This is a genomic window from uncultured Sphingomonas sp. (assembly GCF_964237335.1).
Lineage (GTDB): Bacteria > Pseudomonadota > Alphaproteobacteria > Sphingomonadales > Sphingomonadaceae > Sphingomonas.
On the sequence record NZ_CAXSHM010000012.1, the window covers coordinates 1 to 26,551 of the forward strand.

The window sequence follows — 26,551 nt, forward strand, 5'->3', positions numbered from 1 at the left end:
CTTCTCAGCGGAAACTCGGCACTCCCCGGGTCAACTCGTAGCGGAAATCAACACGCAAACGCCACCCAGCGTCGCGAACAGACCGGACGAGGTCGTCACGCCAGTTGCCAGATCATGCCGCCGCACGAACCCGGCATCCATCATCAGCGCCGCGTTGTTGCCGAGATCCACGATCCCCGGCACCTTCCCGATGCCGGGGAGGTCCAGCGGGATCACGAGGCGTCGGGCATCGTCGATGCTGATGGGGATGACGGTGTAGCCGGGCTCGGGACGCCAGCCCGTCTCGCGCAATCGCAGGTGCCGGTGCGCGAAGTCGATCTCGACGGTCGCTGCCGACAAGATGTCCTGCCCGACGACGAGATCGACGTCGATGCCGGTCTCGCCAAGGATCGGCCCTGTCATGACGATCGCTTCGCGCAGCGTCAGCGTTCGTTCCCCGATCGAGAGGCGGGCCGGACCGACTAGATCGGCCCTCACCGGTCCATGCTCTGACCGGAAGGTAGCCTGCCGCCGGTGGTCGAGCCCCAACGTCGCGGCCAGCGCAGGACGGACCAGCGACACCGGCGCTCCCATGTCGACGATCGCAGTCACGGGCCGGCCGTCGAGCGTCGCCTCGATCACGATCCTGCCCGCGATCAGCCTGAACGGCACGGCGGCATCGCCGTGTATCGTCGCGGGCCGATCGCGGACGCGGATCATGGCGAGGCGGCTCATGTTCAGGCGTCGCGTCTTCTTTAAAAGTGCACGATCACGTCGCCCGACAAGACGACCGAGTCCTGCTTGTTAGGCGCGATCCCGCGGTTGGAGTTGCCGTTGAACGCCGCCGCGTCGAGTGAGCGGTAATAGGCGACCTCGGGTCTCAGCTCGATCTGCGGCGACAGCCAGCGCTGCCATCCGATCGCCCCGGCCGCATAGCGGGTCTTGATGCCGGTGCGCTGGCCCTCCTGGTCGTCGAGATACTCGCCGCGTACGGTGAAGTTGTTGAGCGCGTTGGGCGAATAGTTGAGGTAGACCAGCCCCGACTGCGCATAGATGTCGCACTTCAGGGCACTGGCATCATTGCACTGCGCAAGACCTGGGGCATTGAACGGCGTGTATTGCGGGCTGAACGGGGTACCGCCGTTCGCGTAGGCGGTCTGCACGACCGGGTTCAACGCGTTGGGCACGTCACGCTCGACGATGTTGTACGCCTCCATCGAGACATGCCATTTGTCGCTGAACTTGTGGTAGACGGTCAGGCCGCGCCACTGAAGGTTGTTGTATCCCCACTTCCCGCTGTTGATGCCGTTGACGCACCCATAGACCGCGGTCTTGGCGTCCGACGTCTGGTAACGGATGCAGCCCGAGAAGGACGGCTGATTGCCCGGATCCTTGGCGAAGCGGGCGTTGGGATACAATGGGTTGGGGAACGGGTTGGCGATCGTCTTGCCGGCGTTCCACAGCGCGGTCTCCGTACCGTCGGTGATGCCCGCCTGCAGGAACAGGTTCTTATTGACCGCCAGTGTCGCAAGGATGCCGGTGTTCGTGAAATTGTCGAACGTATACGTCAGCGAGTGCGTGTACATGTAGTTGTTGGGCGCCAGCTGCGCCTCGATGTCGGGGATCGAGATGAAGCGGCCGGCACGGATCAGCAGCCCATGCGCGATGTTGGGGATATACACCTCGGCATATTCCATCGGCAGATCGAGGCCATAGTCGTTGTTGCGGGTGGTCAGCTGGCCGCTGAGCAGGCCGTAGGAAATGGTGTAGCGATAATCGACGCCGTAGATCGCCGACACGCGAAAGCCCCAGTCGACATGGTCGGTCTGCACCGTGTCGGGAACACGCTCGATGTACATCACCGCCTGATCGAGCTGGATGCGGCGCGGCTCGTAATTGTAGCCGCCGGGCGCGTTGCCGCCGCGGACGGAGTTCGATCCGTAATTGCCGCCGACATCGACCCAGCCATAGGCCTGGATGTGCGCGTTCGACAGCGCCTGGCCGAGGCTGCTCGGCGCGAGCGCGGTCATCAGCGGGCTGTCGACCGCGTTGGGCCGGGTGACGCCCAAGCTGGTCGCGCCACCATAGGGCCACTCGGTAAACGGCATCGGCGGCGTCGTTTCCGGCGCCGGTGACCAGCCCTCCTGACGCGACGACGGGACGTTCGGGTCGGCGGGCGCGGAGCCGTGACCCATCTCCAGTTTGTAATAGCCGAACAGGCGATGGAAGAAACCGCTGCCGAGATTGTCGATCGTGTAGGTGTCTGGTGCGGGCGCTGCCGACGGTGCCTGATCCGGAGCAGGTGCGGCAGGCTGTGCCTGGTCAGGCACGGATGCTGCTGACCGGGCTTGAACGACCGCGACCACCGGCGAGACGGCGACGTCTTGCCCGTCACCGGGCGCCAGCGTAGCGGCATCCTTTGTGGGCGTCGCCGCAGCGATTGCAGGCGTCGCGATCATCCCGACCGTCAACATTGCCACGGCAACATGCGTCGCCGCCTTCGTAGGTGCTATGCTTTTCATGTAACTCTTCAAGACCTGTTCTAATCTGCTCACGGCCACTCGCCGTAGCGCAGCGCCCCCGGCGTGCGGCGGGCAGCTATATTGAGATGGCAATAGTTTATCGACAGCGAACCCAGGCTGCCTGCGTATGTTTCGCATAGCTTTGCGCGGACATGCCTTCAAATGAGACATGCCAAAACATATGCGATCCCAACGACAATTGCCGTTATACTATGTTGAAATCTGAGTTCGGGTTTTTGTAGTTGCCCCCTGAGGACGACGGCGGGTGCCGCCGGCTCGTTTCGGCAAGTCGCACAGCGTCGGCCGACCGCTCCACGGCCAGCGCGCGTCCGCCGATGCGCGGTGGTCCGGCGGAACGATCCAATCCATAAGGGGAACCGCGGACATGTTTCGTCGTGTTGAGATCACTGTTGCCGGATTGCTGGCGAGCACGTCGCTCGTAGCCGGGCTCGTAGCCGGGCTGGCGGCGGGTACAGCCGAGGCGCAGACCGCGCCTCTGCAGGCCGATGTTACTCCTCAGGCTACCGCTACCGAGCCCACCACGCCGAACAGCGTTCCTGTGGATATCATCGTCACCGCGCAGCGCCGCTCGTCGACCGTGCAGTCGACGCCGATCAGCATCACCGCCGTGGGCGGCGCCGAGCTCGCCGCGCGTGGCATCGCCAGCTTCGCGAGCCTCGCGCAATCGGCGCCCGGCGTGTCGCTCAAGAGCGAGGGGCCGTCCCAGACCGAGATCGAGCTGCGTGGCATGACGTCGAGCGGAGGAAACTCTCCGACCGTCGGCTTCTACCTCGACGACATCCCGCTGACCGCTCCGTCCGCCGCGCAGAACGGCAAGGTGGTGATCGATCCGTCGCTATACGACCTCAACCGTATCGAGATCCTGCGCGGGCCGCAGGGCACGCTCTACGGCTCGGGATCGATGGGCGGCACGGTGCGGCTGATCGCCAACCAGCCCGATGCGACGAGGATCGAGGGCAGCGCGCAGGCAACCTTGTCGGGCACCGAGGGCGGCGGCTTCAACCATGCCGTGAACGCGATGATCAACCTGCCGCTGGTCGAGGACCGGCTGGCGCTGCGGATCGTCGGTTCGGAGAACTTCACCAGCGGGTGGATCGACCGGATCGTCGCGGGCGCCGGCAACACCTATCCGACAGGCAGCGTGGACGGATCGACCCGCGGCAACGTCGCCGGTTCGCCCGTGATCAAGGACTATCACGGTTCCAACGCGTCGCAGACCTACGGCTTCCGCGCGACCCTGTTGTGGAAGCCGACCGACGCGCTGTCGATCACGCCGATGGTGCTCTACCAGCACAGCAAGCAGGACGGCGTCAGCGCCTATGACAGCGATCCCGGCACGCTCGCGCACTATCAGCCATTCGACGTCGCCGAGCCGTTGACCGACCGGATCATCATCCTGGGCCTGACCGTCAACTATGCCTTCGACGCGTTCGACATCACGTCGAGCAGCGCCTACTGGAACCGCCGCTCGACCCAGGTCGAGGACGGCAGCGAGGATTTCAACAATCCGAACACCGGCGCGACCTATGCGTCGAACAACGGCCTGCCCAACCCCGGCTATTACGGACCGAACGGCAGCGGCATCGTGTCCGGCACCGAGAACGACCCGTCGCGGCAGTTCAGCCAGGAACTGCGCATCGCATCCAAGGGCAACCACCGGCTGAGCTGGGTCGGCGGGCTGTTCTACAGCGACTATCACATGACGTGGAACTTCGACGGGCGGACGTCGAACCCGTCGGCCTATCTCGACCTCGGCACCTTCGACCGTGCGACGACGACGAGCTGGTTCCTCGCCTATTCGCCGACCCATCTGAAGCAATATGCCGCCTTCGCCGAAGGCACGTTCGCGATCACGCCGACGCTCAAGTTCACCGCCGGCGCGCGCTATTACAAGTTCGACTACCACTTCACCTCGTCGATCACCGGTTGGGGATCGGGGCTTGGTGCGGCGACCCCGTCGCTGTCAGGGCTGATCACGCACAACGAGCAGGGCGTCAGCCCGAAGTTCAACCTGTCGTACGAGCCGAACTCGAACCTCACGCTCTACGCTACCGCCGCACGCGGTTTTCGCCCGGGCGGCGGCAACGCCCAATATCCCGTCACTGGGCCGTACTGGAGCGCGGTCTACGCCCCGTACAACTTCACGGGCAACAAATGGCCGACCAGCTACGACGCCGACTCGGTCTGGAGCTACGAGGTTGGTGAGAAGCTGCGCCTGCTCGACCGCCGCCTGACGATCAACGGCAGCGTCTATTACGAGGATTGGGACCATATCCAGCTGCTCGCCCTGCCCGGCGATTGGCAGCTCAACATCAACGGCAACAAGGCGAAGATCTACGGCGGCGAGATCGAGACGCGCGGCGTGCTCGGCGCAGGGTTCGAGCTCAAGGTGTCGGCAAGCTATACCCATGCGCGGGTGGACTCGGGCCCGCATTGGCAGATCGTTCCCGCCGACCGACTGTCGGACGTGGCGCCTGTCACCGCCAACGCGATCCTGAGCTACTCGCACGACATCGGCGGCGGCCTGGCTCTCACCGCCAGCGGCGAGAACGGCTATACCGGCAAACGCTACTCGCTCGCCTTCCCCTTCGGCTATTCGCTCAACGGCCGCTACATCCTGTTGCCCGATTACGACCTCACCAACCTGCGCGTTGGACTGCGCTCGGAGAAGGGGTGGAGCGCGTCGCTGTTCGTCGACAACGTGTTCAACAAGCACGCCCAGCTGGAAAGCCTGTTCCAGGAGACGCTGCCCGCCGCCTCGTTCAACCGGATCGTGACCAACCAGCCGCTGACCGGCGGTATCGACCTCAGCTTTCACTTCTGACAATGACAGCCGATCGCTGCGTCCCGCGGCTTGACCATCAGGCCGCGGGCGCGGCGTCGAGGATCGAATGAAGCGCTTGATTGGGGCACGCGGAGCCGACATCGCCGACGTGCTCGACAGGGCCAAGCCCGACGAGGCCGCCGCCATCGTCGAACGGCTGCCGCTAGAGGATGCGGTGAAGGCGTTCGATCAACCGGGCATCGACTGCGCGCCCGCGATCCTGTCGCGAGTTCCGCGGGCGCTGGCGGCGGACCTGCTGAACGCGATGTCGAGTGACCGGACGGCGGAGGTGTTCCGGTCCCTGGACGAGCCCGCGCGCGGCGAACTGCTGTCGGCGGTGGCGCCTGACGTCCGCGCGACGATCGAGCGCCTGCTCCATTATCCGGCCTCCTCCGCCGCATCGATCATGACGACGGAGTTCGTGGCGGTGCCGTCCGACTGGACGATCGCGCAGGTGCTCGACCACATCCGGATGGTGGAGCGGTCACGCGAGACGGTGTATTCGGTCTATGTCGTCGATCCTGCGGAAAACACGCTGATCCAGGCGGTGACGCTGCGCCGGCTGCTGTCGGGCGATCCGGATGCGGGCGTGCTCTCCGCCGCGCCCGAGCGGGCGCCGGTGACCATCGAGCCGCTTGCCGGCCGCGAGGAGGCGATGCGGCTGATTGCGAAATACGATCTGCTGGCGATCCCGTTGGTGGACGAGCAGGGCCATATTCAGGGCATCGTCACGGTGGACGACGTGATCGACGCCATGGTGAAGCAGCAGACCGCGCAGGTTCAACGGTTCGGCGGCGTCGAGGCGCTGGACGTGCCGTATCTACGGCTCGGGTTCGGCGCGATGATCCGCAAGCGCGCGGGCTGGCTCTGCGTGCTCTTCGTGTCGGAGATGCTGACCGCATCGGCGATGCAGGGGTTCGAAGGCGAACTGGAGCGGGCGATCGTCCTCACGCTGTTCATCCCGCTGATCATGAGCTCGGGCGGCAACTCCGGCAGCCAGGCGACGTCGCTGATCATCCGGGCGCTGGCGCTGCGCGAAGTGACGCTCAAGGACTGGTGGCGCGTGGCGCTGCGCGAGATACCGACCGGGCTGACGCTGGGCGTTTGTCTGGGCGTGATCGGGATCGTCCGCATCACGCTGTGGCAGCGGCTCGGCTTCTACAATTACGGTCCGCATTGGCAGTTGGTGGCGTTGACCGTCGGTACGGCGCTGGTCGGGATCGTCACCTTCGGCTCGCTGACGGGCTCAATGCTGCCGTTCGCGCTTCGACGGCTGGGCTTCGATCCCGCGAGCGCCTCGGCGCCGTTCGTGGCGACGCTGGTCGATGTGACCGGCCTCGTCATCTATTTCGGCGTGGCGGCGGCGATCCTGCACGGGACGCTCCTGTGATCGGCGCACCTTGAGAACGACGGTTCAGATGCGTCATCAACGCCATCGTCGTGCACAGAACGACGATTGTAAGCGCCACTAAATGCGCAAGGCCAAGTGCCGGGGTGGCTGATCGGTCCGCGGCCAATCGCGTGGCGAGCAGCAAGACGACCGACATCAGGAGCGAAGCCGCGAGCATCGTTCTTCCGTGCTTACGACTATCCGTGGACTTGTGGTCGAGATACGCTCGTGTTGTTTCCAGAGCCTGAAGCAACTCGTCCGCGGATTGAGCAACTTTCGCAACTCGGTCGGACAATGTTGAGAACAAGTTTTGCAGGGTCTCGTCTGCTGACGTAGCGTTGTAGCGGCGGACATCGTCCAGCATGTCGCACAATCGATGAAGCGTCTCCGCGATCGATCTTGTGCCTACCCACAGCCTCGACGCGACGCCACGGCCCCCTGAAACCGGCTCCGCCGTCAGCGCCTGCTGTCCGCAAGCCGTCACTTCTTCCCGCAACGCGCTCAACAGGCGGTCATGTTCACCGATAGTCTCCGACAGGAACGCGTGGAGGATGTGTTCGGGGCTAAGTCTTACCGGGTCTGCGTCGACCTCGATGGTGTCCGCGAGCGGCCGACGGTCGCGACGACACCCATGAGCGATCGTGACGATGTAATGCGGCCCGAGCAGAGCCGCCACGCTGCTCCACCCGGGCTCTCCGCGTCGGGCAGGTGCGGCGGGGACGTTCACGGCGTATAGCTCGCCCAGCCGTTCGCACCGACAGTGACGATCCCCGTCCATTGCCTCCATAACGGCCAAGGGGCTGAGGTCATAGGCGGATTGAAGGACCAGGAGGTCCGCCGGCGTCGGATCGGCCAGATCGATCCAGACGAAGTCCCCGTCGGCGAGCCCGGGTCCAGCGCAGCAGCCACCGTCGCGACGCGACAGGCGGACGCCCTGCCGGTACAGCGACGTCGCGAGGATCGTCATGCGCCGGGAGTTCGGCGCGGTCCGCCACGACCGGCAGGCGCTCCTCCCCGCAGACCGTCAGCCTCCGCGCCCGGAATGGTCGTACGCGGGGCCGTCATGCATCGATCAGCGATCGATCGAAGCGCGGGACCGGCCCGCGATCCCGCTCGCTGTCGGCGTCCGCGGCGCCGAAGAACGCTCCGGCCGTCCGGTCTGGCGCGTCCACGCCGAAGCCCGATCCCCGCTCGGCCACGACCTCGTACCGGTCGCCGTCGACAAGGACCTGCGGGACGAGGCGCCGGCAGTTGTACGTCGATGCCATCGCCGCGCCATAGGCGCCTGCCGTATGCAGCACCGCCAGGTCGCCGCGCGCCACCGTCTCGATCTCGCGCTCGCGCGCGAACACGTCGCCGCTCTCACATATCGGCCCGGCGATGTGCGCGATCATCGTGCCCTCCCTTGGCGCGACCGCCTCGAACCGGTGATAGGCGTCGTACAGGGCCGGCCGGGCGAGATCGTTCATCGCCGCGTCGACGATCACATAGGGGCAAGCGGCACCCGGCTTCACCCAGATGACTTGGGTCAGCAGCACCCCTGCGGCACCCGCGACGACCCGGCCGGGCTCGAACGACAGTGCGACGTCCCACGCCTTCGTCACACGGCGCACCATGGCGCCGTATTCCGCGACCGAGGGCACCACATCGTCCGGCGCATAGGGTATGCCGAGGCCGCCGCCGAGGTCCACGGTGGCGATCCTGTGGCCCTGTGACCGGAGATCGCCGATCAGTTCCCCGATCCTGCGGTAGGCCGCCTCCAGCGGGGCGAGATCGCGCAACTGGCTGCCGATGTGGACCGCCACGCCGCGTAAGTTCAGGCCGGGCAGGCGTGACAGGCGCGCGTACATCGCGGGCACGTCGGGAAGCGCGATGCCGAACTTGTTCTCCTTGCGCCCCGTCGAGATCTTGGCGTGCGTCCCGGCATCGACGTCCGGGTTGACGCGCAGCACCGCCGGCGCGCGCAGGCCGCGCGCGAGCGCCAGATCGGACAGGACCTCGCCTTCCTCCTCGAGCTCCAGATTGAACTGCCCGATGCCGGCGTCGAGCGCGTCCGCCATCTCGCGATCCGTCTTGCCCACGCCCGAGAAGATGATCCCGCCGGGCAGCATGCCGGCGGCGAGCGCCTGCCGCAACTCGCCCCCGGAGACGATATCCGCCCCGAAGCCACATTCGGCCAGCAGCCGCAGCACGGCAATGTCGGGGTTCGCCTTCACCGCGAACGCGAAGTGCGCGTGCGGCACCGAGGCGAGCGCCTGCGTGAACGCCCGAGCGGCATGGCGCAGCGCAGCGGCGGAATAGACGTAGGCGGGCGTGCCGACATCGCGCGCGATGACCGGCAGCGGAACGCCCTCTGCGTGCAGGACGCCGTCCTTGCTGGCAAAGAAACTTGCGGCGTTCGAACGATCTGAAGCCATTATCGCCGTCCTTGAGGATGTTGCGCCGCGTAGCGGCGGATGCGGCGGGCATGGATGACCTGCGCCGTCATCGCGTGGCCGCGACGCTCGGCCTGGATCATGACGAGGACGCGATGCCCGTTGACGAGCAGCACGATCCCGACGATCGCCGCGATGAAATAGCCGGGACCGGCCGCCGTCCCGCCGAAGCCGAGGTGAGCGGCGACGCAGCTGCCCGCCAGCATCGCGAACCCGCTACTGCGCCAGGCCCAGTCGCGCCGCGTCATGCCGGCCATCCGCCAGGCCGGGACCCGCGCGGTCCGGTGCCCGGCATCGTCATCGCCGACATTCACAATGGGGCAGTTTCGGTCAGGCTCCGCAAGAGCAGGCGCCGGCGTCATCGTTCGATCCTCGCGATCCCGGGCCCGATTACCCGCGGCGTGGAAGTACGATGCCCGTCATGATGGTTCGAGATCGATCCCGGCCGGATCGCATAGCATTTGCGTAAGGGGGCTCAGGCCCCCATCGCGTCCGCTGCCGCTCCGGCGGAGCGCGCTCGGATCAGGTCCGTTCCGATACGAGGCCCGCGGCGATCTCTTTCAGGGGCACCGCGGCATCCTGGAGCAAGGCAGAATCGACGTGGCGCAGGATCAGCGCCTTGCCTTGCACATAGTCCCGAACCGCGTTGACGCAGTCGAGCGCGACCAGCCGTCCGCCGCGAAGATACGCCACCGAGAAACTGCGCGATACGGGATCGCCGCGCACGATCTCCCGATCATGGTTCGTCGCGAGGCCGACGGTCTGGAGCTTGAGATCATATTGGTTGGACCAGAACCATGGCACGACATCGTAACCGCTCGGATCGCCGCAGATCACGCGCGCGGCGACCGTAGCCATGTCGTTGGCGTTCTGCACCGACTCCAGCCTGATCGCCTCACCATCGGCGTAGGTGTTGGGATGCAGCGCACAATCGCCGATCGCGTACACGTCGCCGAGCGAGGTGCGGCAATTCCCGTCCACCAGGACGCCGTTCCCGCACGTCGCCCCGGCCGCGCGCAACGGCTCGATCGCCGGCACGATGCCGATGCCGACCACGACCATCTGGCAGGCGACTTTGGTCCCGTCCGCGAGGATCACGCCCGATACGCGGCCCGCGGTCCCGGCGAGGGAGCTGACCGAGCTGCCCAGCCGCAGGTCGACGCCGTGCGAGCGGTGCTCCTCCGCATAGAAGCGCGACAGCGACGGACCGGATACGCGCGCGAGCAGACGATTCTGCGCCTCCAGCAGCGTCACCTGCTTGCCCAGCTTGGTGAGCACCGCGGCGGCTTCCAGCCCGATGAAGCCGCCGCCGACGACGCAGACGCGCTCGACGCCGGGCAGCTCGGCGATCATCCGGTCGACGTCCGCACGGCTTCGGACGGCATGCACGCCCGCCAGATCATGACCGTCGCAGCTCAACCGCCGCGGGCTTCCCCCCGTCGCCCAGACGAGCGCGCCATAGCCGATCGCCTCGCCGTTCTGCGCCTCGACGATCCGCCGCTCGGGGTCGACCGCCACGACGCGGCGGTTGCCGCACATCGCGATGTTCCGGTCGCTCCAGAACGTCGGCGGCCGGATCAACAATCGCTCGAAGGCTTTCCCCCCGGCGAGGTAATCCTTCGACAGCGGCGGGCGTTCGTACGGCAGCTCGTCCTCCTCGCCGACCATGGCGATCGTCCCCGCGAAGCCGCGCTGCCGCAGCGCGATCGCCGTCTGCGCGCCGCCATGCCCCGCACCGACGATCACGACGTCGTAGGACGCGCTCACCGGAGCCGCTCCGCATGCCAGGCGAGATGATCGGCCATGAACGTCGAGACGAAATTGTAGCTGTGGTCGTAGCCCGGCTGAAGCCGCAGCGTCAGATCGATCGACGCCGACGCGCACGCGTCCTTCAGCAGCTCGGGCCGAAGCTGCTCCGCCAGGAACGGGTCGGCATCGCCCTGGTCAACCAGCAACGCAGGCACCCGCGCGCCGTCCTCGATCAGCGCGACCGCATCATGCCGGCGCCAGGCGGACCGGTCGGGGCCCAGGTATCCGCCGAGCGCCTTCTCGCCCCAGGGCACCAGGCTCGGCGCCACGATGGGCGCGAAGGCGCTGACGGACCGGTAACGCTGCGGATAGGTGAGCCCGATCGTCAGCGCGCCGTGGCCGCCCATCGAATGGCCCGTGACCGCCTGCCGCGCGGGGTCGACCGGGAACTGCTCGGCGACGAGCGCGGGCAGCTCCTCCGTCACATAGCGCCACATCCGGAAGTGCGGCGCCCAGGGCGCCTGCGTGGCGTCAACGTAGAAGCCCGCGCCCTGCCCCATGTCATAGGCCGAATCGTCCGCCACGCTTGCCCCGCGCGGGCTCGTGTCCGGCGCGACGAAGATCAGGCCGAGCTCCGCGCAGGCGCGGCGGTACTCGCCCTTGTCGGTGACGTTGGCATGGCTGCAGGTGAGGCCCGACAGATACCAGACCACCGGCAGCCGCGCGCCGGCCGCATGGGCCGGCACGAAGACGGAGAAGGTCATGTCCGTGCCGGTCGCGGCCGACGCATGGCGGTAGACGCCCTGCACGCCACCGAACGCCCGGGCGGTAGAGACCGTCTCCATCGTCAATAGACCACCACCGACCGGATGCTCTCGCCCGCGTGCATCAGGTCGAAGCCCCTGTTGATCTCGTCGAGGCTCAGCACGTGGGTGATCATCGGATCGATCGCGATCTTGCCCTCCATGTACCAGTCGACGATCTTGGGCACGTCGGTGCGGCCCTTGGCGCCGCCGAAAGCCGTGCCGCGCCAGTTGCGGCCGGTGACGAGCTGGAACGGCCGCGTGCTGATCTCGCGGCCGGCTTCGGCCACGCCGATGATGATCGAGGTGCCCCAGCCGCGGTGGCAGCATTCGAGCGCGGTTCGCATCACCTCGGTGTTGCCGGTCGCGTCGAAGCTGTAGTCGGCGCCGCCGTCGGTCAGCGCCAGGATCGCGGCGACCGTCTCGTCGCGCGACAGGCCCTTGGAGTTCAGGAAGTCGGTCATCCCGAACTGCCGGCCCCAGCGCTCGCGATCGGGGTTGATGTCGACGCCGATGATCCGGCCCGCGCCGACGAGCCGCGCGCCCTGGATCACGTTGAGGCCGATGCCGCCCAGGCCGAACACGACGACGTTCTCGCCCGCCTGCACCTTGGCCGTCTTCACCACCGCGCCGACACCGGTCGTGACGCCGCAGCCAATGTAGCAGCTCGTCTCGAACGGCGCATCCTCGCGGATCTTCGCCACCGCGATCTCGGGCAGCACGGTGAAGTTCGAAAAGGTCGAGCAGCCCATGTAGTGGAAGATTGGCCAGCCCTGATATGAGAAGCGGGTCGTGCCGTCGGGCATCAGGCCGCGTCCTTGCGTCGCGCGGATCGCCGTGCACAGGTTGGTCTTGCCGCTGAGGCACGACCTGCACTGCCGGCATTCGGGCGTGTACAGCGGGATGACGTGATCGCCGACCGCGACGCTCGTGACGCCGACGCCCACCTCGCGCACGACCCCTGCCCCCTCATGGCCGAGCACCGCCGGGAACAGCCCCTCCGAGTCCAGCCCGTCGAGGGTGTACGCGTCGGTGTGGCAGATACCGGTAGCCATGATCTCGATCAGCACCTCACCCGCCTTCGGGCCTTCCAGATCGAGCTCGACGATCTCCAGCGGGCGCTTAGCCTCGAACGCGACGGCGGCTCGGGTCTTCATGGTCTCATACCTTTCCGGCACCGTTCCGGGCCGTCAGCAACATTGTTTTCGACGATCGTCGGGGCTTGCCGGCCCGGCACGGCATCAGCCGGCGTCGTCCAGTCGGAACTCGGCGGATCGTCCACGATCCGGACGGTCCGGCGAAGGCGATGCGCCGTCGAGAGGATGGCGGCTTCCCACGATGCGTCCCCTTCCGCGACGACGCGCCGCGGCGCAAGCTCCTCGACGTCGCAGCGCAGCCGCGTCAGGTCGAGGAGGTCGTCGAGCGAGATCGGCGCGGCGCTCAAGCCCCGCTGGCCGCGCGAGACGACGAACCCGTCCGGCACCAGCCGGGACAGCGTGTCGCGAACCGCGCCCGGGCTGACGTAGAAGAGGGACTTGCGCCGAGCGGGAGGTTGATCGCACCCTCCGCGGACTCGGCATTGTGGTTGGCGTCACCGGCGGTCGCATAGCCGGATAGCTCGCCAGGCCTGAGCTGAGTGGCAGGACGTTGATGGCGCGGGCGGTCGCGTTGCGGCCGTACGGCGTGCCCTGTAGCCCGTTCAGCACCTCGGTCCGGTCGGAATCGAAGAAATACAGTTGGCCGACGTGGGCCGGTGAAGGCAGTGGCGGGATCACCGTTGGTCGTCACCACGAAATTGCCGACGCCACAGACGGCGCAAGGACTCATCGCATTTTCGTGGTGGGTGCGCCGACGCGAAGCCGTCACCCGCCGATGGAACGGACGTCAGGGTCCCGCCTCGTCCGAGCCTCGGGCGGCCACCCCTGCATCGCCGCCTCGACGATGCGGAGCAGCTTCGCGCGGCCGGCGCCATCCTTCGCCAGCGTGGACATGCCCTGCACCACCGCGACGGCGTGGCCCGCCATGATGTCGGCGTCGCATGTCGCGGGCAGCAGACCGCTGCGGATGTCCCGCGCGATCCGCCGGCGCAGCGCCGCCTCGATCGTGCGGCGGAGCTCGGCCACTTCCTCGCGGAGGTCGGCGGCGCCGGGCGAGCTGCTGACGATGGAACTCGCCACCAGACAGCCCAGCGGCGTATCCTCGCCGGTGTCGTGGATCGCCGCCGCGACCAGCAGCTCGCGCGCGGCCGCGCGCGCGGTGACGGCGCCCTCGATGCGGGCGACCACCGCCTCGATCCCGCCCAGATAGCGGTCGATCGCGGCGCGGCACAGCCGCTGCTTGTCGCCGAACGCCGCATAGAGGCTGGGCGGCGTGATCCCCATCGCCTGCGTCAACTCGGCCACCGAGGTCGCCTCGAAGCCCTGGCGCCAGAACAGATGCATCGCGGCGGCCAGCGCGGTATCGCGGTCGAACGACAACGGACGGCCGGTCCGGCGTGCGGATGACGTCACTTCCATAGCGGTCGCTATAAAAGACTTGACCCGGCTTCGCAACGGGCTGAAGTATTCCGTATCGACCGCTACGAAAGACGACCATGCCTCTTGATTCCTATCGCACGCTCGGCCGCTCCGGGCTCGTCGTCAGCCCGCTCGCTCTGGGTACGATGACCTTCGGCGTGGCGCGCTGGGGCATCGACCGCCCGGAGGCCGAAGCGGTGTTCGACGCCTATGTCGGGGCTGGCGGCAATCTGGTCGACACGGCCGACGTCTATGCGGGCGGCCGCGGCGAGGAGATGCTGAGCGCGATCATCGCGGACCGCGGCCTGCGCGATCGCCTGGTCCTCGCGACGAAGAGCGGCTTTGCCACCGGCTCGGGTCCGCACGCGGGCGGCAATGGCGCCAAGCGCATCTACGCCGCGGTGGAAGGCTCGCTGCGGCGACTGCAGACCGATCATATCGACCTGTACTGGGCGCATGTGTGGGACTCGGTCACGCCGCCCGAGGAGCTGCTGGAGACGATGGCGGCGCTCGTGCGCGCGGGCAAAATCCGCTACTGGGGCATCTCCAACACGCCGGCCTGGTATGTCGCGAAGCTCGCGACGCTGGCGGCGGTGCGCGGCATGCCCGGGCCGATCGCGATGCAGCATTTCTACTCGCTGGTCAGTCGCGATATCGAGCAGGAGCATGTACCCCTCGCCCGCGACTCGGGGCTGGGCGTGGTGCCGTGGAGCCCGCTCGCCTATGGCCTGCTGACCGGCAAATATGATCGCGCGCAGGTCGAGGCGAGCGGCCCGCGCGCGGGCGGGCTGCCCAGCGACGCCGGGACCGGCCAGCCGCGTCCCGAAGGTGATCGGCGACTCGACGGCCCCAACCCGTTCGGCGACACGCTGTTCACCGACCGCAACTGGCGGATCGTCGACGCACTCAAGGTGATGGCCGCAGAAATCGGCGAGCCGCCCGCGCGGGTGGCGCTGGCTTGGGTCCTCTCCAGGCCCGGCGTTGACACCGCGCTGATCGGCGTCAGCCGCGTCTCGCAGCTGCACGACAACATCGGCGCGACCGACCTCCACCTTTCCGCGGAGCAGCTCGCCACGCTGGATGCTGCCACGGCGCTGGAGCCTTCGCTTTACGGCCTGTTCTCGCCGCCGGGACGCCAGAACGTCGTGTTCGGCGGCAGCCCGGTCGCCTCGCGACTGGACTAAGGCGCTGCTCCAGCCTCGTCGCCGCCGGCATCGGGTAACGTAACTCACTAAGTCTCCAGATGACTGCTTCACAGACGGCGCCTTTTGGTGCTATGGCGCGTCTTGTGTGGGAAGTTTGCGACAGGAGCCACGGGCCTTACCGCTCTTGGACTTGTCGTTCTTCCCAAGGCTCGATGGAGAGGAACCTGTATGCCGAGTTCTCACGGTGCAGCGCTGGTCCTGGAGCCCAGCCTAACGACGGTCCCCGATAATCGCCCGAGTGCGGACGATCTGGTGGCCGGGCTGGCGGCTCTGCGCCCCTGGCTGAGGGACAAGCAGGCCGACGCGGAGCGTCAGCGCCGGGTCCCGCAGGAGACGGTCGAGCGGCTGGACAACATCGGCATCTATTGCCTGACGACGCCGGCACGGTTCGGCGGCGCGGACTTCTCGTCGCGGGAGCTGTTCCGGATCTACGAAGCGCTCGGGGCGGGCTGCGGTGCCACGTCGTGGACGGTCTGGGCGTCGACCGGCGGGAATCTGTGGAGCGCGGCGTTCCCCGAGCGGGTCGTGCGGCCGATCTATGCGACTCCCTGGGTCGGCAACCGTACGTGTGCCGTCGGCGGCAGCACCCGGCGGCTCGCGGGCACGGCGCGCAAGGTCGACGGCGGCTGGATGGTGAAGGGCGCATGGTTCTTCGCGACCGGCGGCGCGCATGCGTCGCACGCCTACCTCGCGGTGTATCTCGACGACACCGACGACACGAAGGTCGGCATGGTGCTGGTGTCGCGTGACGAGTATGTCAGGCTGGACGACTGGGACGCTATGGGCCTTGCGGCGACCGGCAGCGCGACGCTTGTCGTCGAGGAAGAACTGTTCGTCCCCGACGCCCGCTTCAGCTCGCCCCAGATCCTCATCCAACGTCTCGCGGAGTTGCAAGCGCAGGGCGACGGGCTGCGCCCGGGCGGTCTCGCCCGATCGGTGATGGTGGGCACGGGCAACGCCCTGGGCATGGCGGAACATGCGCTTGAGCTGTTCCTGCAGAGCATCGGCAAGAAGCCGATCGCCTATTCGCCCTATGCGCGCCAGCAGGATGCGCCGGTGACGCACCTCAACGTCGGCGGCGTCCAGATGCAGATCAAGGCTGCGCGCCGCGTCGCCGAGGCCGCGCTCGACGAGCTCGACAGCCTGTACGAGGACGGGAAAGACACGACCCCGGCGGACATGGTGCGGCTGCACGCCGACGCCGCCTATATCTGGGACACGTGCGCCACGGCGATCGAGACGCTCTTCAAGGCGTCCGGAGCATCGGCGATCGCGAAGAAGCAGCCGCTCCAGCTCGTGATGCGCAACTGCCGCGCCGGCAGCCTGCATGCGGTGCACAACGTCCAGACGTGCATGGAGAATTATGGCCGTCAGCTCTGCGGCATCCAGGTGAAGCAGGCGTCCGGCAACGTGCTGGAACGCGTCGGGTGAGATGGCGGCGTATGGCTCGGCCGGACGGGCGTGGTTCGGTAAAGGGTCATCAATGTGCTGCTTCCGGTGCCATGTTCCGGCGGGCAGTGGATCAGGATCGGTTCCACCGCACGGGTGGAGCCGATCCCGGTTTGCCGCCGGCCGGCGCAAATGTAATCTTCTCTGATCTTGTGGTTTCATAACGAATGGCTGTGATGAACGACGTCGTCATTGTCGGAGCCGGTCCGGTCGGACTGTTCGCCGCGCTCCTGCTCGGACAGCGGGGCCATACGGTCGCCGTGTTCGAGAAGTGGCCGACCTTCTATCCCCTGCCGCGGGCATGCAGCATCGATCACGAGATCATCCGCCTGTTGCAGGACGCCGGGCTGGGCGACGAGTTCGGGCCGCTGCTCGATCCCATCATGGGCCCGGAAAAGACGTACGAGTTCCACAACCAGGCGGGTGAGACGCTGCTCCAGATCGACTGGAACCGACCGGGGGCGTCTGGTTGGGCTCAGATGAACATGTTCTACCAGCCCGATCTCGAACGGATGCTGGTGCGGCATCTCGAGGCGCTGACCAATGTCGAGGTGCGGCGCGGGTTGGAACTGGCCGAACTCGAACAGCATCCCGATCACGTCGTCCTGCGCTTGTCCGACGCGGCGCAGCCGCAAGGCGCGACCGTCGACGTGCAGGGCCGCTACGTCATCGGTGCGGACGGCGCCCGGAGCACCGTTCGTCAGCAGCTCGGCATCGAGCAGACGGATCTCGGCTTTGCCTATGACTGGCTGGTCGTCGACGTCGTTCCTCATGAGGAGCGGGTCTGGAAGCCGTACGTCGTCCAGCATTGCGACCCGTCGCGCCCGACGACGCTGGTCGGAAGCGGGCCGGGGCGCCGCCGCTGGGAGTTCATGCGGCTGCCGGGCGAGACGATCGACGAGCTCAACACGACCACCAAGGCGTGGGAACTGCTTGCGCCCTATGACATAAAGCCCGGCTCCGCCACGCTGGAGCGCCACGCGGTGTACACGTTCCGCGGCGCCTGGGCGCATCGATGGACGTCCGGGCAGGTCCTGCTCGCCGGCGATGCCGCGCACCTGATGCCGCCGTTTCTGGGACAAGGCCTGTGCGCCGGCATGCGTGATGCGGTCGCGCTCTCCTGGCGATTGTCGATGATCCTGCGGGGCGATGCTCCCGACGCGCTGCTGGACAGCTACGGCCCGGAACGCAGCGAGCATGTGCGGGAGATCGTCCGGCAGGCGGTGGAGATCGGCCGCGTGATCTGCATGCTCGACCCGGCGGAGGTCGCCGCCCGCGACGAGCAGATGAAGGCGGCGATCAAGGACCCGTCGCGGGCCCTGAAGCCGCCACCCGAACCGCGGCTCGGCAGTGCAGGCCTGTATGTCGTGGACGATCCGCATGCGGGTTACCTGTCGGTTCAGGGCCGCGTCCGGCGCTCGGGGCGCGACGGGCTGTTCGACGATGTGGTCGGACCCGGCTGGCAGTTGCTGCTCCGTGACGGCTGCGCGCCCGCGCACTTCGACGCGGAGGCACGCGCGGCCCTCACATGGCTCGGCGTGGTGACGGCGCGGTTCGGCGCCGCGGGCGACACGGTGGACCTCGACGGGACCTATGGCGCCTGGTTCGCTCGTCTCGGCGCCGACGTCGTCCTCGTCCGACCGGACCTCTACGTATTCGGGACGTCGTCGGTGGCGGACGCCGGCGCGCTGCTGGTTGCGGCCTCTCGCGCGATCGCGGACGGAAGTGGGACGCAGCGGCGGCAGGAACTGTCCGAGATGGTTGCCTGAGACGCACGGGGCCTGCCTGGCTCCTCGTAGCCAGGCGAATGGTCTCGCAGGTGGCGGCCGGGTTGGCTCAGTCAGCCGCGATCAAGTGCCGATCGAAGAAGCGGCTGATCTCGCCGCACGCCGTCCGGGTCACCGTCGCGCCCGGCGTCAGTGCGAACTGCGCGTGTGACAGGCCCTCGAACAGCTGAAGGTCGGCTTCGACACCCGCGTCGCGGAGCTTGCGATGCGTCCTCACCGTGTTGGACAGGAACAGGTCGCGCGTCCCCGTCAGCAGGATGGTGGGTGGGAGGCCGGCGAAATCCCCATAGATCGGCGACAGCGCCGGATCGCGCAGGTCGTGGCCGGCGGCATAGAGACGCCCCGCATGCGACAGGTAACCGTCATAGCTGACGAGGACGTTGTCGAGCCACTCGTTGGTCGCGTAGCTGTCCCCGGTGCGGGTCATGTCCGCCCAGGGCGAGCCCAGCGAGACGGCGGCGGGCATCGGCAACCCCTCATCCCTCAGGTGCAGCAGCAGCGCGAGCGCCAGGCCTCCACCGGCCGACAGCCCTCCCAAGGCTAGGGTGCGAGGATCGTGCGAGGCAGTGAGCGCGCACCACGCCGCGACCGCATCGTTCAGGCCGGCCGGATGCGGGCGATCTGGCGCCACGCCATAGTCGATCGAGACCACCCGATATCGGCCATAGGCCGCCAGCAGCGTGGCCTCCGTGGTTCCCGCCTCCCCGGCGCCCAGCACATATCCGCCGCCGTGGAGGAAGAAGACAAGCTGGTCGCGGTGCGCCGCGGGCAGGTCCGCAGGCGAGAGCATATAGGCCCCCACCCTTCCCAGCATCGTGCGGATCATCGTTATACCAAGCTCATCGCGGATCCGCGACAGGATCGGCCCCACGCGCTCGGCCATCGCCCGCTGGACGACCCGCCAGCCGTCATCATCGGCCGGCGCCAGGTTCCAGGCGGGCGAATATGGCGCCTCCACCAGCACGGCATGCGACGCGTCGAGCCCGGTCGGCACGGGGATGTCCCGGCCAGGCACCCGGCGTGGACCGACCGCGATGTTCGCCTCCGACTGCAGAGCCGCAAGGCCGGGACGGTCGATCATCGCCGGGCGCTCGGGGTCGGTCATGGTACCCGCCGGGGCTTGCGTCGAAGGAGATGACTGCCCGTTACGGCCGTGCGGCGCAGCGCCGACACCTTACGCCGCCACGGGTACCCCGGCGAACCCCGCACGCGGCTTGACGAACGGATCGGTCCCCTGACGCCGCGTTTCGGATGCGTCGGGATGATCGTCGAACCAGCCTTCGGCGGGATATTTGTACATCCAGTCCACGACGAGCTCGCGACGCGCGATCTTCCAGACTCCGTCGCGCTCCTCGAACTTGTCGAGGTAGCGCGCCCACAGCTCGATGATGCTGGTCTTCCAGTGGTGCGCCTCCGAGCCCTGATGGTCGGCATGGAGATAGGTCTCGACATACGCGACGTTCGGCCCGTCGAAGTCGATGAGCGTGTTGGTGATCGCGTGCCGCGTCCGCATGAACCGCGGCATCTCCGCGGACGCGAAGTTCATGAACCCTTCGAGCGATCCCTGATGCAGGCTCTCGGGAAACTGGACGTGAGCGTCGTCGTGGAACACGCTGCGCACCAGGTCCAGGTCCTCGCGGTCGACGCCCCGCGTGTATCGTACGAGCACGTCGCGAATCTGCTCGCGCGCGCTCAGTTCCTCGAACGTCATGGACCTCTCCTGCTGTCTTCTTGTGGCCCGACTAGGTCACCTGGTCTCTGTCGTCAAGGTTGCGGTCTGCGGGCGGCATCTGCCGGCGCCGGCACCGGCCGCGACGTCCGCGCGAACAGGATCAGGATCACGGCGACGACCGGGAGGACGGGATATGTCCACAGGACAAGGTCGTAGGAATGGTAGTGGTCGTAGATGATGCCGGTACCGACCGGGCTGACCAGCAACGCGCTCTGTGCGACCGCGAGCGCCACGCCGAGGATCTTCGCATAGGCGACCCGGCCGAACCGCCGGGCCATGACGAAGCCCATGATGTCGATCTCGGAACCCAAGGCGCCGCCCATGAGAACGGCGGCGAGGATCGCAAGCGACGGATCGCGCGCCAGGATGACGATGCCGAGCGCCTGCCCCAGGAAGAAGATGGTCGCGACCACGCGGAACGAGACGCGGTCCAGCAGCGCGCCGGTCGCGATCCGCCCCGCGATCGAGCCGACCGACAGCGCGGCGATGACGGATGCGATCGTGCCGGAGGACACGCCCTTGTCCGACAGCAGCGCGGGCAGATGCACCTGCGGACCGGACCCGGCGAACACGACCAGCAGGAACGCGATCGAGAACAGCCAGAAGTCGCCCGTGCGCAGGGCCTCGCCCAGCGACGATCCCGCCAGCGGCCCCTCCTCCTGGTTCCGGAGCCGCTCCGCGTCGGGCAGCGCCCCCCGGTTCTCCCGGATGAGCAGCCACAAGCCGAGCAGGCCCAGCACCAGCGCGACCAGCGCCGAGGCGACGAACGCGCTGCGCCAGCCGTGCGCATCGATCATCACGGTGATCAACCGCGCGAACCCCGCCACACCGACGGCGACGCCCGCCGACGCGACCGCGAGCGCAAGGCCCAGGTTGCGGTCGAACCAGCCGCGCACGATGGCGAAATAGGCGGGGTAGAGCGCTAGCGAGCCCGACATGCTCGCAACGCAGCTGACGACGATGAAGGCCGGGTACGACCGGACGAGGGCAATGGCCGCGCACGAGAGGCATCCCGCGAGCAACCCGATCAGGATGCTGCGTGTCGGGCCGATCCGGTCGACCGCATAGCCGGCCACCGGAAGCATCGCGATGTTGCCGAGCGAGACGAACGACAAGGTGGCCGCGAACTGGGTCCTGGACCAGCCGAACTCGCGCGTCATGGCTTCGAGATACAGGCCGAACGGAAAGGCGAGCGTCGCGGAGATCGAGACGCCCATGCCGATGAAACAGCCCAGGAGCACCAGCCAACGTCGCATATCCTGCTCCCTTATATCGCTGGCCGACTGCTCGCACCGCATACTGGCGGCATCATCCTGTCGAGATCGGCTCTCGTTACCGCCGCGGCGGATCGGCGACGATCGCTAAGGGCAATGCCCGATCTGTTCAAGAGACCTGGTGTTTGGATGAAGCGGCCGGTTCGCGAGGGGAGCGATCATCCACGCTCGGTCGCGCGACGACGGCCGGTTCGCCGGTTCCCCTTGACTCGCAATAACCCAGCGCCGATCCGATCCCTGGTGAACAAGTCTATTAAGGAGGATCGCGATGTCTGAGATGAGCCGGCCGGAAGCCGAAACGTTCCTGCGTGAGCTCGCGACGAGGGCGGACGACATCGTCGGCACGCACATCCGCGGCATCACGTTCGGACATGACGATCTGCGCAAGCTGTCGGGCGCGGTCCATGTCCTCCTGGGGGATGCCGTTACGACGGGCAACTGAGCACGGCTGGCTGACGGGGATCTGCGTCGCCCACCGCAGATCGACCGCGTGCCGGCGCCAGGTCCCCCGCGCGCCGGCATCGTTTAGCCCAAGCCGATCAGGTGGCGCCTCAATTTGACACCGTTCGGAACGTGTTGACGAAAGAGACTTGGTGACCTAGTCCCGCTCGCAAAGCGCTAATGCGCGGGAGAGGGCTATAATGACACTCGAGGAACTGATCGCACGCGAGGAAATCCGCGAGGCGCTGGTGCGTTACACGCGCGGGGTCGACCGCAACGACCTCGTCCTCGTGCGCAGCACCTTCCACGAGGACGCGTTCGTCCAATTCCCCGAGAGCCTGCACCAAGGCTCGCTCGACGGCTTCATCAACTTCGCGACGAACGAGTTCCCTCGTTTCCAGCGCACCAGGCACTCGATCACGAACATCGTGATCGACTTCGACGGGCCGAAGACCGCCTATGTCGATACCTACCTGCACGCCGACCATCAGGGGACGCCGGAGCATCACTGGAAGACGCGGGTCATCGAGCTGTGGGGCCGGTATCTCGACCGATTCGAGGAGCGCGACGGCGTGTGGAAGATCGCGCGGCGTGAACTGGTCATCGACTGGATGTACAAATACCCGGCCGAGGGCTGGTTCGACGATCATCCCGACGCCTCGGACACGCGACGCAACGGAACCGACCCGTTCATCAAGCCCCGCGCCGGTTTCACTGGTACGGCGGCGGCCCAGTGAAATGTTCGGCCGGGCCAGCACAGCATAAAGACCGTGGGCTTACGGATGAACTCGGCGGCACCGCTCGCGCAGTGTTAATTGGCTTGTCCGGTTCGTGAGTAAGTACTTTCAAGCATCGCTTTCTCGGGAGGCCGCGACTTCGGCTATTTGATCCCGACACATAAAACACAAAAATAAAGGGGAGGTATTCATGTACTTGGACAAAACCAGACAGCCGACGCAAGCGCCGCTGAGCATCGCACGTCGCCGGGCCTCGCGCCTTGGCCGCGCATCGCTCCTGTCGCTTGCGGTCGCACTGGCGCCATCGATCGCCCACGCGCAGGCAGCCGCACCCGCTTCAGGCACCGCACAGACCACCCCGCCCTCGTCCAGCGACACCGGCGCCGCGTCGGCGGCGACCGCCGTCGGCGTCGGCCCCAAGGCGACGGCGCCGGCACAGACGACATCGGGCGCCGCCGGCGTGCCCGCCAACGGTGACGACAGCGCGAGCCGCGCCAACCAGCTCGGCGACGTGGTCGTGACGGCGCGGCGCGTGTCCGAGCGTCTGCAGGACATTCCGGGCAGCGTTGCCTCGATCGGCGACGCGCAGATCGCGCGCTCCAGCTCGCTCGACGATCTTTCGTCCGCTGTCTCGGGCCTCACCTTCAAGAGCTTCGGCCCGATCCCGGCGGTGGGCATCCGTGGCTTCGGCAACCGTGCGAACACGCAAGGACCCAACAACACCATCGGCATCTTCCAGGACGGCGTCTTCATCGCCCCGTTCCTGAGCGCGCTCACGTCGCGCGACGACGTCGAGCGGGTCGAGGTCGCCAAAGGTCCGCAGAGCACCCTCTACGGTCGCTCGACCTATGCCGGCGCGATCAACATCGTCACCAACGATCCGACGAACACCTTCTCCGGCTACCTCGACGGCGGCGTCGGCGGCAGCTCGTCGCACGGCGAGTTGCTCTGGCACACCCGCGGCGTGCTCTCGGGTCCGTTGACGGACACGCTGTCGGCCCGCATCTTCGTCGATCACGAGCAACGCGACGGATTCACCTATGATCCGGTATCGGGCAACCGCGGCTACGGCTATGATCGCACGCTCGGCCGGATCAAGATCGTCTGGAAGCCCACCGACAAGCTGAAGGTCACTCTTGCCGGCTCGCTGATGCACGACAACGCCCCGCGCGGCGACGTCTCCTCGGGAACGTTGATCCCGCCGCTGGGCCAGCAGGCGCTGTCGGGCATCCCTTATCCCGTGCCGGGCAACGTCGCGACGTATCTGCGCGGGCCCGACATCTGGCGCACCACCTTGACCCGCCCGCAAATCGGCAAGGTCAACGGCCAGCAGGGCACGATGGACATCCGCTACGAGACGGGCATCGGCGAGCTCGCATTCCTGACCGACTATACGCACTCGGACACCAACATCCTGTCGACCGCCGACGCGTCGATCCGCAACGTCGCGGACATCTTCACGATCACCGACGAACAGCGGTTCTCGCAGGAAGTCCGGCTGTCCGGAAAGTCCAACGGGTTCAGCTATATCGGCGGATTGTACTTCCTTCATACTGACTTCAAGTTCGGTGATCCGGGCGCGACGATCGACACGAACGCGCCATTCATTCGCGTCTATCCGGGTTCGACCCTCTACAACCTCGCCGGGATCCAGGCGATCTACACGCCGTTCGACACCAAGACGACCGCCTATGCGGCGTTCGCTCAGGTCGGCTACGACATCACCGATCGATTGAACCTGACCGGCGGCCTGCGCCAGTCGCGCGACGAGCTCAGCGGATACACGCTGGGTGCCGCGCAGCTCATCTCCGGACCCGTGATCGTTACCGTCCCGCGAACGGACCTGAAGCACAATTTCAACGCCACGACCGGCACCGCGAACCTCAGTTACAAACTGGCGCCCGATGCGCTGGTCTACGCCAGCTACTCGCGCGGAAACTCGCCGGGCGGGTTCAACAGCGGCGGCGCGGCGACGATCCAATATGTGCCGCAGAACGTCAACGCGTATGAGGTGGGCCTGAAATCCGAACTGCTCGACAAGCGCATCCGGCTGAACCTGGCGTTGTTCGACAACGAGTACAGCAACCTGCAGTTCTTCCAGGCCGTGTCGATCAACAACGTCAACACGCAGGTGACGTTGAATGCCGCCAAGGCGCGCGGTCGCGGCATCGACCTCGACACGTCGGCGGTACTGACCAGCGACTTCCGGCTGGGCGTGCAATACACGTATCAGGGCTCGAAGATCACCGCGTACAACATCCCGGCGGCGCCGGCGCCACAGGTCACCTTCGTCGGCGTTCCGCTGGTCCGCTCGCCGAGGGAGTCGGTCAACGGGTACGTCACCTACAACCATGACTTCGACGGGCGCCGCTTCCAGTTGACGGCCGAAGAGAGCTACACGTCGAGCTACGTCAACGATTACACCGGAGTTCCGGCGGGCACGCGTTATGGTGGCCCGGCCGGTGGCGCGCCCGGCGTCACGACCACGCAGGTCCTCGCGCTGTTCCGGACTCCCGGTTTCGCGATCACCAATCTGAACGCGAGCATCTCAGAGGGCAAATGGGAGCTCAGCGCCTATGTGCGCAATCTGTTCAACCATCAGTATATCGTGCTCGCGTCCGGCACCGATCCGCTCTCCTTCCCGACCGAGGCACCCGGCGAGCCTCGGACGTTCGAGTTCTCGGTGAAGCGGAGCTTCTGACGACCAGCTCCGGGTACGCGGCGGGGGCGGAGGGTCCCGGCTGCGTGCCCGGACGATCGCGTGTCGTTTGTCCGTCGCCGAGCACCGCCGCTAGTCAAGCGCGGCTTCCGACCCGAGCCTGGAAGGCGGCATATTGCCGCCGCGCGAAGTCTTCCAACGTCGTCGGCGCGCGGCCAAGGAGCCATGTGAGGACGTTGGGATTGCCCACGAAATCATGGCTGCTGTAGCGCGCCGCGATCGCGCGTGCCGCCCGCCCCTTATGTTCCGCCGTTTCGGAGTCCTGCTCGCCGAACATCGCGCGCGCGAACGTGCCGGGCTCGATCCGCTCGACCCCGATCTCGCGTCCCATCACCTTGGACAATGTCCGTCCGATGTCATGGCCGGTGAAGCGGCCGGGACCGGCGAGCTCATATGTCGCCGCCGCATGACGCTCGGGATCGTTCAGCACGAGCGCGGCGACGTCGGCGATGTCCTCGACCGCGATCATCGACTGATAGCGATCGAGCGACCAGGTCAGGCGGAACACGCCTTCCTCGAAGACGGACTTCATCCGGAACGGCAGCATGTAGTTCGTCGGCTGGAGGATCGTGAACTCCAGCCCGGAGGACAACAGATGCTCTTCCAGATCGCGCTTGATCTCATGCTGGATCAGATCGGTGGTGATGGCGTGGAGGACCGAGCTGAAGACGAACTGCCCGACGCCCGCCGCTCGGGCAGCATCGATCATGGCAAAACCCATCGACCGCTCGGCAGGATGGAGCGTCGGGCCGATATGATACACCAGCCGGACGCCGCTTACGGCGCGGGCGATGAAGCCCGGGTCCGCCATGTCGCCCGTCATCACGTCCGTGACGCCGAGCGCCGCCAGATGGCGCGCGGACGCCTCGCTCTGCACGCAGGCCCGTATCGTGTGGCCCGCCGCCAGCAGTCTGGGAACGAGCAATTTGCCCTGGTTGCCGTTCGCCGCGGTCACGAGGATCATCGAG

22 protein-coding genes are annotated in these 26,551 nt (G+C 67.0%); 8 read left to right on the plus strand and 14 right to left on the minus strand.

What is annotated here, in order from left to right:
* Positions 1 to 30: 30 nt before the first annotated feature.
* Both ACFE65_RS07900 and ACFE65_RS07905 read right to left on the minus strand, forming a co-directional pair.
* Entirely contained in the window at positions 31 to 714 is a 684-nt protein-coding gene (locus ACFE65_RS07900) for a retropepsin-like aspartic protease (RefSeq protein WP_375381809.1), read from the minus strand.
* 20 nt (positions 715 to 734) lie between these two features.
* Positions 735 to 2,309, minus strand: coding sequence for an outer membrane beta-barrel protein (locus ACFE65_RS07905; RefSeq protein ID WP_375381810.1), 1,575 nt, complete (start codon positions 2,307 to 2,309; stop codon positions 735 to 737).
* A gap of 577 nt (positions 2,310 to 2,886) precedes the next feature.
* Here ACFE65_RS07905 and ACFE65_RS07910 point away from each other — a divergent pair.
* A complete protein-coding gene (locus ACFE65_RS07910) occupies positions 2,887 to 5,346 on the plus strand; it encodes a TonB-dependent receptor (RefSeq protein ID WP_375381811.1) in 2,460 nt (819 codons plus the stop codon).
* A gap of 67 nt (positions 5,347 to 5,413) precedes the next feature.
* On the plus strand, positions 5,414 to 6,736 hold the full coding sequence (gene mgtE, locus ACFE65_RS07915) for a magnesium transporter (protein ID WP_375381812.1): 1,323 nt from the start codon (positions 5,414 to 5,416) through the stop codon (positions 6,734 to 6,736).
* Here the strand turns inward: mgtE and ACFE65_RS07920 are convergent.
* From ACFE65_RS07920 to ACFE65_RS07955, 8 genes are all read right to left on the minus strand, one after another.
* Positions 6,687 to 7,703, minus strand: coding sequence for a CorA family divalent cation transporter (locus ACFE65_RS07920; RefSeq protein ID WP_375381813.1), 1,017 nt, complete (start codon positions 7,701 to 7,703; stop codon positions 6,687 to 6,689). The genes mgtE and ACFE65_RS07920 overlap by 50 nt on opposite strands.
* 94 nt (positions 7,704 to 7,797) lie before the next feature.
* The gene (lysA, locus tag ACFE65_RS07925; protein ID WP_375381814.1) at positions 7,798 to 9,153 is read right to left on the minus strand and encodes a diaminopimelate decarboxylase; all 1,356 of its coding nucleotides are present in this window, start codon (positions 9,151 to 9,153) and stop codon (positions 7,798 to 7,800) included.
* The gene (locus tag ACFE65_RS07930) at positions 9,153 to 9,485 is read right to left on the minus strand and encodes a hypothetical protein (protein ID WP_375381815.1); all 333 of its coding nucleotides are present in this window, start codon (positions 9,483 to 9,485) and stop codon (positions 9,153 to 9,155) included. The genes lysA and ACFE65_RS07930 overlap by 1 nt, the downstream gene beginning before the upstream one ends.
* A gap of 208 nt (positions 9,486 to 9,693) precedes the next feature.
* On the minus strand, positions 9,694 to 10,938 hold the full coding sequence (locus ACFE65_RS07935; RefSeq protein ID WP_375381816.1) for an NAD(P)/FAD-dependent oxidoreductase: 1,245 nt from the start codon (positions 10,936 to 10,938) through the stop codon (positions 9,694 to 9,696).
* Positions 10,935 to 11,765 carry an S-formylglutathione hydrolase gene (gene fghA / locus ACFE65_RS07940; RefSeq protein ID WP_375381817.1) on the minus strand — a complete coding sequence of 277 codons (831 nt, stop codon included), beginning with the start codon at positions 11,763 to 11,765 and terminating at the stop codon, positions 10,935 to 10,937. Before fghA ends, ACFE65_RS07935 begins: the two co-directional genes overlap by 4 nt.
* 2 nt (positions 11,766 to 11,767) lie before the next feature.
* Positions 11,768 to 12,880: an S-(hydroxymethyl)glutathione dehydrogenase/class III alcohol dehydrogenase gene (locus ACFE65_RS07945; RefSeq protein WP_375381818.1), complete on the minus strand. Its 1,113-nt coding sequence runs from the start codon at positions 12,878 to 12,880 to the stop codon at positions 11,768 to 11,770.
* The gene (locus tag ACFE65_RS07950; protein WP_375381819.1) at positions 12,877 to 13,167 is read right to left on the minus strand and encodes a hypothetical protein; all 291 of its coding nucleotides are present in this window, start codon (positions 13,165 to 13,167) and stop codon (positions 12,877 to 12,879) included. Before ACFE65_RS07950 ends, ACFE65_RS07945 begins: the two co-directional genes overlap by 4 nt.
* A gap of 418 nt (positions 13,168 to 13,585) precedes the next feature.
* A complete protein-coding gene (locus ACFE65_RS07955) occupies positions 13,586 to 14,239 on the minus strand; it encodes a TetR/AcrR family transcriptional regulator (RefSeq protein ID WP_375381820.1) in 654 nt (217 codons plus the stop codon).
* A 77-nt stretch (positions 14,240 to 14,316) separates the two neighbouring features.
* Here ACFE65_RS07955 and ACFE65_RS07960 point away from each other — a divergent pair, with 77 nt between their 5' ends.
* The 3 genes from ACFE65_RS07960 to ACFE65_RS07970 all read left to right on the plus strand — a co-directional run bounded on the left by ACFE65_RS07960 (position 14,317) and on the right by ACFE65_RS07970 (position 18,662).
* Positions 14,317 to 15,423 (plus strand): aldo/keto reductase, encoded by a 1,107-nt coding sequence (locus ACFE65_RS07960; RefSeq protein ID WP_375381821.1) that lies wholly within the window; start codon positions 14,317 to 14,319, stop codon positions 15,421 to 15,423.
* Between the two features lie 189 nt (positions 15,424 to 15,612).
* Positions 15,613 to 16,875 (plus strand): acyl-CoA dehydrogenase family protein, encoded by a 1,263-nt coding sequence (locus ACFE65_RS07965; protein WP_375381822.1) that lies wholly within the window; start codon positions 15,613 to 15,615, stop codon positions 16,873 to 16,875.
* 194 nt (positions 16,876 to 17,069) lie between these two features.
* Positions 17,070 to 18,662 carry a bifunctional 3-(3-hydroxy-phenyl)propionate/3-hydroxycinnamic acid hydroxylase gene (locus ACFE65_RS07970; RefSeq protein ID WP_375381823.1) on the plus strand — a complete coding sequence of 531 codons (1,593 nt, stop codon included), beginning with the start codon at positions 17,070 to 17,072 and terminating at the stop codon, positions 18,660 to 18,662.
* A gap of 67 nt (positions 18,663 to 18,729) precedes the next feature.
* Here ACFE65_RS07970 and ACFE65_RS07975 read toward each other — a convergent pair whose 3' ends face one another.
* From ACFE65_RS07975 to ACFE65_RS07985, 3 genes are all read right to left on the minus strand, one after another.
* Positions 18,730 to 19,785 (minus strand): alpha/beta hydrolase fold domain-containing protein, encoded by a 1,056-nt coding sequence (locus ACFE65_RS07975; RefSeq protein ID WP_375381824.1) that lies wholly within the window; start codon positions 19,783 to 19,785, stop codon positions 18,730 to 18,732.
* Positions 19,786 to 19,854: 69 nt separating this feature from the next.
* The gene (locus ACFE65_RS07980) at positions 19,855 to 20,391 is read right to left on the minus strand and encodes a nuclear transport factor 2 family protein (protein WP_375381825.1); all 537 of its coding nucleotides are present in this window, start codon (positions 20,389 to 20,391) and stop codon (positions 19,855 to 19,857) included.
* A gap of 53 nt (positions 20,392 to 20,444) precedes the next feature.
* Positions 20,445 to 21,668, minus strand: a complete 1,224-nt coding sequence (locus ACFE65_RS07985) for an MFS transporter (RefSeq protein WP_375381826.1) — start codon at positions 21,666 to 21,668, stop codon at positions 20,445 to 20,447.
* A 286-nt stretch (positions 21,669 to 21,954) separates the two neighbouring features.
* On the opposite strand from ACFE65_RS07985, the gene ACFE65_RS07990 reads away from it, so the two are divergent.
* From ACFE65_RS07990 to ACFE65_RS08000, 3 genes are all read left to right on the plus strand, one after another.
* Entirely contained in the window at positions 21,955 to 22,128 is a 174-nt protein-coding gene (locus ACFE65_RS07990) for a hypothetical protein (protein ID WP_375381827.1), read from the plus strand.
* 199 nt (positions 22,129 to 22,327) lie between these two features.
* The gene (locus ACFE65_RS07995; protein WP_375381828.1) at positions 22,328 to 22,864 is read left to right on the plus strand and encodes a nuclear transport factor 2 family protein; all 537 of its coding nucleotides are present in this window, start codon (positions 22,328 to 22,330) and stop codon (positions 22,862 to 22,864) included.
* 190 nt (positions 22,865 to 23,054) lie between these two features.
* A complete protein-coding gene (locus ACFE65_RS08000) occupies positions 23,055 to 25,565 on the plus strand; it encodes a TonB-dependent receptor (protein WP_375381829.1) in 2,511 nt (836 codons plus the stop codon).
* 94 nt (positions 25,566 to 25,659) lie between these two features.
* Here ACFE65_RS08000 and ACFE65_RS08005 read toward each other — a convergent pair whose 3' ends face one another.
* The gene (locus ACFE65_RS08005) at positions 25,660 to 26,547 is read right to left on the minus strand and encodes an SDR family oxidoreductase (protein ID WP_375381830.1); all 888 of its coding nucleotides are present in this window, start codon (positions 26,545 to 26,547) and stop codon (positions 25,660 to 25,662) included.
* Positions 26,548 to 26,551: the final 4 nt, after the last annotated feature.